Source organism: Cobetia sp. 3AK (assembly GCF_029846335.1).
Taxonomy (GTDB): Bacteria; Pseudomonadota; Gammaproteobacteria; order Pseudomonadales; family Halomonadaceae; genus Cobetia; species Cobetia marina.
The window spans coordinates 1-13,726 of sequence record NZ_JARWKR010000004.1 but is presented as its reverse complement, the minus strand read 5'-3'; the positions used below and the strand labels follow the sequence as shown (position 1 = coordinate 13,726).

The window sequence follows — 13,726 nt, the reverse complement described above, 5'->3', positions numbered from 1 at the left end:
GTGTTCTGACTCGACTGAACCGCCACCTTCTCCGGCAAGGACACGCCTACGCGATGCCAGAATCCTTGATGCTTGATACTTCCATCACTTCGGAATGGGTCGAGACACTTCGACGCGAAGAGGACCATCAGGCCCGCATGCTGCTGGAGCTGGCAGCGGATCTCGCCGGGACTCCCCTCGCCTTGATCAGCTTGCGCAACGCGCGTCATCTCAAGCGTTGGGTAAGCCTGGACGACAGCATTCCCGATACCCTTCCGCTGCACGATAGCCTGTGTGGCCTGGCCGTCATCAAGGGAAGGCCTCTGGTGACGCGCGATGCCTATCAGCATGCTGAATTGCGCGATACCTGTTCGGTGAAGGGGGATGGCATACGCTTCTATATCGGACTGCCACTGCATGATGCCACTGGCGCGGTGGTCGGATGCATGAGCATGTTCGACACCTGTCCACGCCAGTCGCTGCCCGACGATGACATCCTGGCGCGGCTTGATCAGCTGGCTGGAATGATCAGCGAGGCGCTGAAGCGCCTCATGCAGAGTGCCCAGCTCAGTGCAGCCTTGCGCGACAGCTATACCCGCGCCAACTGGATACTGCGCAGCATTTCCGATGGCATCATCGAATGGCAGCTAGGCAATGAACGCCTGACGATATCGCCACGCCTGGAAATGCAGCTGGGCTACAGCGCCGGAACCCTGGACAGCCGACTCGAGGCGCTGCATGAAAGAGTCGCCCCCGAGATGCGCGAAGAGTTCCAGGCGCTTCTCGCGATAAAGCGCCTGCAGGAAACCCCGTTCAGCATCGAACTGCGCATCCGCACCCGCCAGGGAGACTACCGCTGGTTCAAGTTGCGTGCGCAGTTCCAGGTGCGTGATGACGCGCCCTATCGTTTCATCGGCTCTCTGCTCGACATCCATCAGCAGCACATGGCCGCCGTGGCACAGGCCGACAAGCTATGTCGCTACGAACGTCAGCAGGCCGTGCTGATACGACTCGGCAACGCCCACCATGCCGAGGGCGCTCGGCTCGAAGATCTGATGCCATGGATCTGCCAGCAGGTGGCGGATGCCCTGCAGGTACGCAAGGTCAGTTTCTGGAAGATGAATCCGGAGGGAACCCGGCTGTCACTGAGTCATGTACACGACGGTGAACTGCCTGCCCCGCACGATGCGACCTCTCGGGCGTACCCCCGAGAGCTGTGTGACAGCCAGCTGGGAGAGTATTTCACCGCCCTGAAATCCGAGCGCATCCTGGCGATCAGCGATACCCAGCAGGCCAGCAGCGGGCTGTTGTTCAATGGCTATTTCAGCACGGACCTCCAGGCAATTCTCGATAGCCCCGTGCGCATCTCCGGCAAGATTCGCGGGGTGATCTGTTGCACGGAGTGTGGCGGTCCACGCGAATGGGCGGAGGATGAGCTCGCCTTCCTGAGCTCGGCCTGTGATCACGTCTCACAGCTTGCCACCGAGCTTGAGCGTCACGCGACCCAGGAGCGACTGCGTGCCAGCGAGCGTCGCTATCGCGCCACCTTCGAGCACTCCGCCGTCGGGATGGCGCACATGTCCAAGGCGGGTCAGTTGTTGAGGGTCAACCAGCGACTCGAGGACATCCTCGGCTACCCGAGCACCATGCTCGAGGGCTGCTATATCCGCGAACTGATCGAGCCGGAAGACCTGGCATCGCTGCAACGACGCCACCTTGCCTTGATCGAGGGCGGTATCAGTCACTTCACCCAACGCTGCCGCTTCCTTCATGCACGGGGCAACACGGTGCATGCCGACGTCAGCGTCTCCTCCGTCGATACCACCCCGGTGCAGGACGGCTATACGCTGGTCGCTCTGGTCGACAAGACCCATAGTCACACCATGTCCCAGCGACTGATCCATGAAGCCAACCATGACAGCCTGACAGGACTTCTGAACCGCGCCGCCTTCCGTCGCAGATTGACGCAGTTCTGTGACGTCGTGCGCGAGGACCACTCGCATCATTGCCTCGCCTATATCGATCTTGATCAATTCAAGGTCGTCAATGATACCTGCGGACATTCCGCGGGTGATGCCCTGTTGATCCAGCTGGTTGACGTCATCGGCAATGATCTGCGCCCACAGGATCTTCTGGCCCGTCTCGGGGGTGACGAATTCGGTCTGTTGATGCCCGGCATGACACTGGACGAAGCGGAACCGCTGCTGGAGCGACTGCGCCAGAGCGTGGCCAATTTCCGATTCATGTGGGACGACAAGCTGTTCAGCGTCAGCGCCAGCATCGGCCTGGTCAGCATCAGCAACGGCCAGAATGATCCGCATCATCTGCTCAGCGCTGCCGATGCCGCCTGTTATGAAGCGAAGGACGCTGGGCGCAACCGCGTGCATCGCCATAGCGTGAGCGGAGACGAAGTCACTCAGCGGATGGAGGAAATGCACTGGGTCGCCGAAATCACCGCCGCGGTGGAAGCGCAACGTCTCGTGCTCTATCACCAGCCCATCGCCAGCACGCGCACCAGGCCGGGCACCCGTGATGAGCAGCACTATGAGGTGCTGGTGCGCATGCTGGGGCGTGACGGCAGCATCATCGCCCCAGGAGCCTTCCTGCCTGCGGCAGAGCGTTATGGGCTGGCTGCCACCATCGATGAATACGTCATCCGGCATTATCTGGCCTGGCTGCAGTCGCAACCTGCCCACCTGGCCAGCCTGGCACGGGTGTCTCTCAACCTCTCGGGTCACTCCATCAGCAGTCCCAATTTTCGCGACATGCTGGTCAGCCTGGTACGTGACAGCGGGATTCCCGGCCACAAGCTGTGCTTCGAGATTACGGAAAGCGTGGCCATCACTCGCCTGGGCGATGCTCGCACCTTCTTCGATACTCTGGGGGAGCTGGGGTGCTACTTCGCACTGGATGATTTTGGCAGCGGCGTATCATCCTTCGGGTATCTCAAGAGCCTGCCGGTGAATTATCTCAAGATCGATGGTGCCTTCATTCGTGACATGGACACCAATCGTGTCTCCTACGCCATCGCGCGTGCCATCGCCGAGGTGGCCCGCGAAATGGGCATGCAGACCATCGCGGAATTCGTTGGCAGCCAGGAGGTACTGGCATGCGTGACGTCCATCGGGGTCGACCACGTCCAGGGCTATGCCATCGGCAAGCCTTCACCGCTGGTGGCAGAGAACTCGACGCAGGCTCACAAGGCTTGCGTGATGACGTCGCAAGGCATCGCCAACAACCGCCCGGGGACGCAGCTCACGTCTTGAGCGACGATACCGATCACGCTGTGGTCCTTTCGATCATGTGGCAGCCCTCGGCACGGCCCCTCGACACGACCCCTCTCGCATGAAGGCGGAGTCCGGACGCGCCTCTGAAACGAGACACGCACTGACAGCGATGCCGTCAGTGCGTGTCTCGTTGAAGCCGACCCCGGGGCGTCAGCCCCTCCTGCCTCAGAAGCCTGATTCGCGGCGCCAGACCCCCACCACCTCACGCCAGGTCCGACTCAACAGACTGCGGGCCTGAGTCTTGACCTTGACGACACCGCGGCGTCCGGGAATCGACTGGGCAAGTGCCTTGGCGGCATCCACCGGCGCCAGTGTCACTCGATACAGACTGCGAACCAGCTCCAGCTGACCTTCCTTTCCCTCACGTACCTTCAACTCCCCACCGTAGGGCACCGCCATCTCGGGCTGCTCCAGAATCGCGGCCGACTGGGGGTCCACGCCGACGACACGCATCTCGATCGGCGCCCCCACTGGCGCGAGGGGGTAGAACCAGGCGCTGGCACCCGGTGCAATGCGCAACACCTCCTCTTCCTCTACCCAGGCCGTGAGCGTCACCTTTTCAGGGTTGCGCAACGTCATCACCCATTCCCCCTCTCCAACCCAGCCGCCCTCCCTCAAGGCGGGATTGAGCGAATGGACCTTGCCGGAGAATGAGGCCACCAGCTGCCCTGTCGCCTGCTCGGCCTCCAGAGCACTGACACGCTGGCGCTGAACGTCAAGATCGGCCTGGATGACCGGACTCTCCTGCAACAACCTGCGATCCAGCCCGCTGGCAGAGCGACGCCAGTCGAGCTGTTGCACGCGACGCCTGGCAGTGGCAAGCCGTTGGGCGACTTCCGGCGCACTGACCACCGCCAGAGCCTCACCGACGGTCACATCATCTCCCTGAGCGACCTCCAGGCTGATTCGACCACCAAAGGGCGCTTCGAGGCGTGTCGAGGGCTGCTCCAGCCAGCCCGGGAGACCCAATTCACCTTGCCACGGCCACACCAGCAGTCCGCCGAGCGCCATCAAGATCACACAGGTCCTCAACAACGCCAGATTGGCACGTGGCTTGCGACCTTCACTGAACCAGCGCCGAATTTCATTCACGATTGGCCGCATGATGAAGTACCAGATCTCGACGGCGAACAATACGATGCCGAGAAGCTTGAAGAAGAAGTGATAGACCGCCAACGCGATCCCGAGAAACAGCAGCAGGCGATATACCCAGACTCCCATGGCAAAGCCGACCAACGCACGTTGCGGACGTTCCGGAGGCACTTCCTTGAACCCGAACAGCCACTCACGCAGCTGCCAACGTGCAAGCGCCTGTGAGCGGGGTTCAAGATTGGGCTGACGCCAGGCATCGGAGAGCAGGTAATAGCCATCAAAGCGCATCAAGGGATTGAAGTTGACCAGTGCCGACATGATCCAGGTCGTCGTCGCCAGCCAGAAGCACAGAGTGCGCACCATCCCCTCGGGCAACAGATGCCAGCTGAGCAGGGCCAGCACCGCGATGGATAGCTCTACCGCCACCCCCGCGACGTCCACCTTGACGCGATCCTTGGCATCGGTGAGGCGCCAGGCATCGCTGGTGTCGGTATACAGCACCGGCCAGCCGACGATGAAGGCCACCCCGATGGTGGGGACGCGCACTCCCTTGGCCTTGGCCACGAAGGCATGCCCCAGTTCATGCAACACCTTGACGAAGACCAATGCCGCCCCGAGCGTCAGCCATCCTCCGACAGCGCCCAGCGCGGAGAAGCTCGCGATGAACATATCCAGCTGCCGAATCGTCAACCACACGCCGAGAAGCCACAGCACGCATAGACTCCAGAAGAAGCCCTTGCTGCCCAGCCAACGTACCTTGTTGACGTGGCGACTCAACCAGCGATCAGGATTTGCCAGCGGAATGCGCACGAACAGGTAGTGATGCATCAACCACTTGAGGCCCTTGGGGCGAGATTCGAGACGCCGTTGGTATCGCTCCTGCTGTCCTGGATCGCCCCGCACCAGATCGTGCTGCCGCAGAAAGTCCGACAGGGCACGCAGCTGCTCTCCGGGAACGTCACGCCCCAGACTCTCGCTGGCCTGCTTAGCGGCGACCGATTCCTGGCCGCCGCGTATGAACGGCAACAATTCGATGGCCGCTTCTCCCAACCGGTAGAAGCGCTGTGCTACCGGGTCATGCAGCAACCAGCGACGCTTTCCATCCCGATCCTGCTCGACGGGATGAAGCTTGAGGTCCTCACGCAATACCGCCAGGGGGGGAGTCTGAGAGATCATGATCTACCACCCGATCCAGCTACGCAGCGTGGCCCAGGGGCGACGGAAGAGGTAATAGCCAAGCGTGACCTGCTCGCCTTCCACCTTGGCTGTCCCGCGCCAACCGACACGTGGCAGGTTCTCGGCATCGTTCAACAGGGCTCGCGCGCGGTAGGCAAGCTCACCGTCCGGTGCGAGCTCTGCGCGATAATTGACATGCGTCAGACTGGCATCACGGACCTGGGAGGGGTCGACATTGAGGAACAAGGACACCTTCGCGCCTTCCGGCAGCGGGATGTTGTCGGCACTCGGCAGCCAGATTTCCACCTCAGCCCCGCGAGTGTCGGCGACTTCCAGCAGACGCTCGCCCAACTGGACAGGCCGCCCTGCCCAATCGCTGGCATCCCCGATGATCGCCACACCGGCTCGAGGCGCCTCTACACGGACTCGCGTCAATTGCTGCTCAAGAAAGTCGACATCGGCACGCGTCTGCTCCACTCGTGCCAGCAACAGTGGCACTTCCGCGCTGGCATCCCGATCAGTGAAGGCGCGCTGACGGGCACGGGCATATTCCGCCTGCGCCACGGCCAGTGCCTGCCGGGCTTCCGCAAGCCGTCCCTTGAGTTCGGCATCGTCCAGCCTGGCCAGCAGCTGGCCCTTCTGCACCGGATCATTGGGCGCCACGGCCAATTCCTTCAGCACGCCATCCAGCGGTGAACGAATGAGACTGCTGACCTGAGGAACGATCTCGGCCTGCCCCAGTACCGAAAGCCGCACCGGAATCAACATCAGCAAGCCCAGCATCGCCACGATGGCTCCCGTCAGCAGGCGCTTGCCCACCGGAGAGCGCTTGCGCCCGGCATGACGCGCAAGCACATGCTCAGCCCCCTGCACCCAGTGGGTCAGCAGTCGCTGCTCAGCCTCGTTCCACGGCTTTTCCCGCAACAGCAACAAACCGCCCTCGAGCCGGCCTCGCCAGACCATGGGAATCCAGACACCTTCGCGCGGCCAGTATTCACTCCAGTCGGCCCCCAATGCAGCATCCCGCTCGGCGAGACGCTCGGGCGTCAGCAGCATCAGCTGATCCGGCGAAGAAGCAGAGGCGTCATCGACGCGTCTGGAGACATCACGCCGATCAAGCTCGAACGTCTTGAGAACCCGCCTCACCCAATGCAGATAGGGGCTCTGCTGCTCGACATCCGTCGCGCCGGAGTGAGCGGAAAGCTTGCCATTGGCAACCAGCAATATCTGGCGCGCCGGAAACAGATAACCGGTGTCGTTGACCAGTACATACTCGGCCTCCTTGCGCCCCTTGGCGCTCATCAGACGCTTTTGCAGCGTGATGAGGCCGGCCAGGCGATCCGTGGTGACACTGCCTGGCATCTCGACCCGCCGATTCATCGTGATGCCTCTCCACTCTCTTCGGCATCAAGGCCTGATGAATTCAGAGAGGGAAAGCGCACCTCACCACTCATGCCGGGCTTGATACCCACTCCCGGCTTGGCATCCGGCCTCGCGATCACCTTGAGTGTCTGGCTGACAGGGTCGATGCTGTCCACGACCCGGACGATCTTGCCGGAGAGCTCGGCGCCCGTCGCATCTGCGGTGAACGTCATGGGCGTGTCGCTTCCTACCTGCCCCAGCCACATCGCAGGTATCACGGCTTCGATCTCCAGCTCGTCGGAGCTGACCAGTTCCAGCATCGGCTCTCCATTGGAGACGAATTGATAGGGGTTGACGACGCGCGAGATGACTTCGGCATCAAAGGGTGCAGTGATGGTGCAGTCGCTCAGGTAGACATCAGAGAGCTTGACGGAAGAACTCGCCTCATTGACTGCCGCTCGTGAGAGATCGACATCCAGCTGGCTGACATTGTCATAACGCGCCAACTGCTTGTTGACCTTGTACTGTGAGCTGGCCCCCGACAGGCGCGCACTCGCGACCGCTCGCTCGGCCTTCAGGGAGCGGCAATCAAAACGCACCAGGACCTCGCCCTGCTTCACTTCTTCCCCAACGCGTCGATTGACCTCCAGCAAGCGCCCCGACAGCGGCGCTGCCAGCATGGTGGAGTTGACGGCACTGACCTGCCCGCGAACGGTCGGTTGCTCCGCGGCGTGAGCCTGACCCATCAGGCTCGTCCCCGCGAGCAGCAGAGATCCACTGAAGATCTGCAGGTAACGGGTAACTTGGTGTCCAACGGTCATCATCAGCATCCCTGTTGAAACAAGATGGGAGGCTAGTTCAGAGACTGGCCTGACCGTCCTGTGCATTGGTTGTCTCGGACTGGACTTCCAGCCAGAGGGCCGGATCCTGCAACGGCAGACTGCCACCGGACCATTGCTGGAAGGAGGCATCCAGATTGCTGGCCAGGGTATCCACGTCATAACGCTGATAATCCTCGGGCACCGGATTGAAGCCCAGACTGAACAGGAAACCTCCATAGGCATCCTGCGCATCGGCATAGGCCAATGAATTGCTCAACACCGAGTTCAATGCCTTGGCCTGGTTGAGCAGGGATTGCGTCCCCGAGATCGCACGGCTTGCCCGCGCCTGCTTGCTGAAGTCCGCGATCTGCTCATCCAGTGCCTGGAATCGCTGGGCGATACTGAGACTTTCCAGCGAATTATGGTATTGCTGCCAGCCAAGATTGACGCGGGCCAACGTCGCCATGTTGCTGGCCAGACGACGAGCCTCCACCATCTGATCACGCGCCTCGTTCTGAGCCTTGATCTCATCGATGGCAAACAGACGGAAGATATTCCAGCTGATCCTCACCCCTGCCTGTGCCCAGGTATCGTTGTACAGATAGCTGTTGCTGTCGTAATTGGCGCTGTAGGAGAACTCCAGCCCCGGCAACAGTCGCACCATGCTCTTGCGCGCTTCACGTTGCGCGATACGGGCATTGTAGAGCTGACCGACATATTCCCCACTGTTGGCCAGCGCGACACGCTCCAGCACATCCAGGTCATTGGAAGGCAACGGAGGAAGTGCCGGCAACTGGCTCGGCGCCTGCAAGGGGATCTCGACATTGGGGGCCTGATTGATCAGGCTGGCCAGTTCGATCTGCGAAGTCTCGACGGAACGCTGCAAGCTCTTGAGATTGCGCATGATGGAGAGCAGCTGGCGCTGCTCCTGCAGGACATCCAACGGCGCCCGGAGTCGTTCGCGCTGGATCTGATCCAGCTGGGCGAGCGCCTTTTCGGTGTCTATCAGCAAGGCATCGATGCGCGGCTTCAACTTCTGCGTCACCGCGGCCTTCCAATAGGCGCTGCGCGTCTGCTGAAGCAGCTTGGCCATGATGTCACGCCGGGCATTCTTGACGATCAGGAAGCGGTCCGCCTCCTGCTTGGCCTTCAGGTAGCTGACACCGAAATCCAGCACGTTCCAGGAAAGACGTAGATCGGCATCGGTACGGTCCTTGTCGACAGAGGTCGACTGGGCAAGGCTCTGCACGCCGGTACGCACGTTCTCGCTCGAGGAGGCATCTTCATTGTTGCGGCTGGTGAAACCGGCATTTGCCGCCAATACCGGGAGCATGTCCATCTTGGCCAGATTGAAGCTCTGCTCGGCCAACGCCTGTTCCATCAGCTTGACGCGATTGTCGAGGTTGTACTTCAGCGCGCGCGCCATCGCGTGATTGAGATCAAGTGGCTCGGTGATGGCCGGTGTCATCTGCTCGAAGAGCATCTCATCACTCTGGATGGCGGTCGCGATATCCTGACGATCCAGAGGCTCAGGCTGTACGGTGCCGCAGGCTGACAGAACTGCACCGGCAGTGGTGACAGCAATCACAGTGACCAAGGTCTTCAGTCGTCCAGCGCTCTTTGACTGACCCGACGACGATGTCCGGGGTGTATTTACAATTGATGATTCAGTCATGTTGAAGCCCCTGTCCCTTACTCTTGTAGACCCGCCTGCCATATCAGGCGGGTATGATTCTTTTCACTGAATCAGGTAGGCAATCTCAAGCAATCTCAGCCTAGCCGAAAGTGTCTCATTCAAGAAATCCTGGAATCCCCTTCCAGTAACTTCATCAAATCGGCCAATACCTCGGCGTGATCATTACTGAATCCATCGCGCCCAGCAACCTTGAGCATATCGGAGAGAGGCACTGCACCAAGTACCGCAGTCTCTTCTGTGTCAGCCTGCTCTTGATCAGAAGATTCGTCTTGTTCATTACCTTCACTATCCCCCTGCCCCTCAGGAAGCTGATCATTCTCCGATGCCTGTCCATCATTACCGAAGGAGTCGTCACTTGCCTGTTCATCTTCCTGTTCAGGAGTCAGATAGATGACAAAGCTGGTGCTAGCTTCATTACCGGATTCGTCACGACCGATCACCTTGACATCGATGCGCTCCACACCCAGTGAAAGTGCCAGCTCACGATTCACGCGATAGGTAAGCGAGTCACTGTCGAAGACCACATAATCAGGTAGCGGGCTGCCATCTGTTCGAGTGGACTCGACCGTAATCTCTTCATTGTTGGTGCTTTCGAAAGCACCCGCCGGCAGAGAGAACTCGTAAATAGCTTCATTTGCAACGACATCACGCAAGATGATGGTCAGCTGAACCGGTTGGATACTCGGGATATCAAACTGAGAGGATTCGCTGAGCGGTCGGAATAGCTCCTCCTCATCTACCGTCAGCGGACCAAACTCATCCCCATCAGAACCGTCATTCGCTCCAGGCACCGTTGGAGAAATCACTGAAGTGCCGTCTACAGGTGCGACAGGGACCACTGGCTCCGGAGCCGCATTATCACTGAGGCCTGCGATATTGATCGTCAACTTACCGACAGCCGTACCACCCTGTCCATCACTGACGACAAAGCTGAAATCATCCGTGACCTGCTGACCATCTTCCAGTGATTGAACTGCCTCACTTTCATTGTCCAGCACATAGCTCCAAGTGCCATCGGGGGCAATGATCAACTGCCCATAGGTACCCTGAATCACGGTGGCGGTATCGGCGACTTCCTGACCATTGACACTGGCAATCGTCAGGGTATCTCCATCGACATCCACGGTGGCTGGCTGGCCATCAGAATCGACCAACAAGCTGCCCTCGGCAGTCGTCACGCCATCCTCTGAGACATCAGCGCTCTGACTCAACGCCTCTGGCACAGGGTTACCGATTTCAAAGGTGAAGGTCGTGGTGACCTCGGCCCCGTTCTCGTCAGTGCCGGTCAGCGTGACGGTGTAGATGCCGTCGTTGTTGTCACCGCCGGTGGAAGCATCCGCTGACAGCGTGCCGCTGATCTCGCCGGTGATCGGGTCGATCACCAGACCGTCCGGCAGGTTGTCGACGCTGTAGGTCAGCTCCGCACCCTCGTCGACGTCGGTGAAGGCGCCGGCAATGGTGAACGGTGTGATCGTATCGCCGTCATTGGCACTCTGATCGGCCGGCTGCGCCCCATCGACCAACACCGGCGCATCATTGGTGCCGTTGATGGTGACGGTGAGCAGCGCCGTGTCGGTACCGCCCTGACCATCGGAGATCGCGTAGGTGAAGGTCTCGGTGAGCACTTCCCCGTCGGCCAGCGTCTGAACCGCCGCGTTGCTGTTATCCAGCGTGTAGCTGTAGCTGCCGTCTTCGGCGATGGTGACGCTGCCGTAGATGCCGGTGACCGGCGTGCCTGCGACGGTGTCAGTGTCGGCATTGGCGCCAGCACCGATACCGCTGACGACCAGCGCATCCTTGTCGTTACCGCCATCGACATCGACGTCACCATTGGTGTCGCCATCGCTGAGTACATTGCCGGTGGTGGTGCTGGTGTCGCTGGTCGCAACGCCCTCATCCAGCTCGGCAGTGTTGTCGAAGGCTTCCGGCGCGACGTTGGCTACGGTCCAGGTGAAGGTCGTGGTGACATCCAAGCCGTTCTCGTCAGTACCGGTCAGCGAGACGGTGTAGATGCCGTCAGCGTTGTCACCGCCAGTGGAGGCACCCGGGGACAGCGTGCCACTGATCTCGCCGGTAGTCGGGTCGATCACCAGGCCGTCAGGCAGGTTGTCAGCAGAGAAGCTGAGCTCTGCTCCGTTATCGATATCAGTGAAGGCATCCGCGACAGAGAACGGTGTGATGCGGTCACCATCGTTACCGCTTTGATCTGCCGGTTGCGCACCCTCCACTAACATCGGAGCATCGTTGCTGCCATTGATGGTGATCGAGACGACCTGCTCAGCGGTCTCGCCCTGGCTGTCGGTGACGACCACGGTGTAATCCAGCACCAGGCTCTCGCCGACGGCGAGGTGATCGAAGGCTTCGCCAGCAACACTGCTGCTGTCGAAGGTCCAGTTCAGCGTACCGTCGTTGCTGACACCATCGATGATGGCATCGGCATCGACGGAGAGCATGCTCAGCAGCTCAGCATTGCTCAGGCCATCGGTATCACCGGTGGCGGTCACCGCGGTGACGCTCGGCGTGACGTCGTCGGTGGTATCCAGATCGCTGACAGACAGCGTACCGGCGGTGGTCAGGGTGTCGTCCGTCTCGGTCAGCGCCTCGCTCGCGCTGTCGTCGCCGTCGATGGCGATGACCGGCGCATCGTTGCTGCCATTGATGGTGATGCTGACAACCTGCTCAGCGGTCACGCCCTGGCTGTCGGTGACGATCACGGTGTAATCCAGCACCAGGCTCTCGCCGACGGCGAGGTGATCGAAGGCTTCGCCAGCGACACTACTGCTGTCGAAGGTCCAGTTCAGCGTGCCGTCATTCTCGGTGTTGGCGATGATCGCATCGGCATCGACACTGAGCATGCCCAGCAGCTGATCGTTGCTCAAGCCATCGGTGTCACCGGTGGCAGTCACGGCCGTGACGCTCGGCGTCACTTCGTCAGTGGTATCCAGATCACTGACGGAGAGCGTGCCGGCGGTGGTCAGGGTGGCGTCTGTCTCGGTCAGCGACTCGCTCGCACTATCGCCGCCTTCAATGGCAATGACCGGGGCATCGTTGCTGCCGTTGATGGTGATGCTGACGACCTGCTCCGCGGTCACACCCTGGCTGTCGGTGACGACCACGGTGTAATCCAGCACCAGGCTCTCGCCCACCGCGAGGTGATCGAAGGCTTCGCCAGCGACGCTGCTGCTGTCGAAGGTCCAGTTCAGCGTGCCGTCGTTACTGACGCCATCGATGATGGCATCGGCGTCGACGGAGAGCATGCTCAGCAGCTCGGCATTGCTCAGGCCATCGGTGTCACCGGTGGCGGTCACGGCGGTGACGCTCGGCGTGACTTCGTCAGTGGTATCCAGATCACTCACGGAGAGCGTGCCGGCGGTGGTCAGGGTGGCGTCTGTTTCGGTCAGCGACTCGCTCGCACTGTCGTCGCCTTCGAGGGCGATGACCGGCGCATCGTTGCTGCCATTGATGGTGATCTGGACGACCTGCTCGGCAGTGGCGCCCTGGCTGTCAGTGACAACCACGGTGTAATCCAGCACCAGGCTTTCGCCGACGGCGAGGTGATCGAAGGCTTCGCCTTCGACGCTTGCGCTGTCGAAGATCCAGTTCAGAGTGCCATCGTTCTCGGTGTTGGCGATGATCGCATCGGCATCGACGGAGAGCATGCCCAGCAGCTCGGCATTGGTCAGGCCGTCGGTGTCACCGGTGGCGGTCACGGCGGTGACGCTCGGCGTCACGTCGTCGGTGGTGTCCAGATCGCTCACGGACAGCGTGCCGGCGGTGGTCAGGGTGTCATCCGTTTCAGTCAGCGACTCGGCCGCGCTGTCGTCACCTTCAATGGCAATGACAGGTGCATCGTTGGTGCCGTTGATGGTGATGCTGACAACCTGCTCAGCGGTCACACCCTGGCTGTCGGTGACGACCACGGTGTAATCCAACACCAGGCTCTCGCCCACTGCGAGGTGATCGAACGCCTCGCCTTCGACGCTGGAACTATCGAAGGTCCAGTTCAGCGTGCCGTCGTTGCTGACACCATCGATGATGGCATCGGCGTCGACGGAGAGCATGCCCAGCAGCTCGACATTGCTCAGGCCATCGGTGTCACCGGTGGCGGTCACCGCGGTGACGCTCGGCGTGACGTCGTCAGTGGTATCCAGATCGCTCACGGAGAGCGTGCCGGCGGTGGTCAGGGTGTCATCCGTCTCGGTCAGCGACTCGCTCGCACTGTCGTCGCCTTCAATGGCAATGACAGGCGCATCGTTGCTGCCGTTGATGGTGATGCTGACAACCTGCTCAGCGGTCACACCCTGGCTGTCGGT

6 protein-coding genes are annotated in these 13,726 nt (G+C 60.8%); 1 reads left to right on the top strand and 5 read right to left on the bottom strand.

From position 1 onward, the window contains the following. Positions 1-68 precede the first annotated feature (68 nt). Complete coding sequence (locus QD228_RS06665) at positions 69-3,245, top strand: EAL domain-containing protein (protein WP_279874852.1); 3,177 nt, start codon at positions 69-71, stop codon at positions 3,243-3,245. Positions 3,246-3,431: 186 nt separating this feature from the next. On the opposite strand, the gene QD228_RS06660 is transcribed toward QD228_RS06665, so the two are convergent. The 5 genes from QD228_RS06660 to QD228_RS06640 all read right to left on the bottom strand — a co-directional run. Continuing rightward, on the bottom strand, positions 3,432-5,534 hold the full coding sequence (locus tag QD228_RS06660) for an HlyD family efflux transporter periplasmic adaptor subunit (protein WP_279874851.1): 2,103 nt from the start codon (positions 5,532-5,534) through the stop codon (positions 3,432-3,434). Positions 5,535-5,537: 3 nt separating this feature from the next. Then, positions 5,538-6,914, bottom strand: coding sequence for an HlyD family efflux transporter periplasmic adaptor subunit (locus tag QD228_RS06655; RefSeq protein ID WP_191237126.1), 1,377 nt, complete (start codon positions 6,912-6,914; stop codon positions 5,538-5,540). Beyond that, entirely contained in the window at positions 6,911-7,717 is an 807-nt protein-coding gene (locus tag QD228_RS06650; RefSeq protein WP_176503439.1) for an efflux RND transporter periplasmic adaptor subunit, read from the bottom strand. The genes QD228_RS06655 and QD228_RS06650 overlap by 4 nt, the downstream gene beginning before the upstream one ends. 37 nt (positions 7,718-7,754) lie before the next feature. Beyond that, entirely contained in the window at positions 7,755-9,305 is a 1,551-nt protein-coding gene (locus QD228_RS06645; protein WP_279875067.1) for a TolC family protein, read from the bottom strand. 206 nt (positions 9,306-9,511) lie between these two features. Beyond that, positions 9,512-13,726: VCBS domain-containing protein (locus QD228_RS06640; protein WP_279874848.1), on the bottom strand; the 4,215-nt coding region annotated here is incomplete at its 5' end.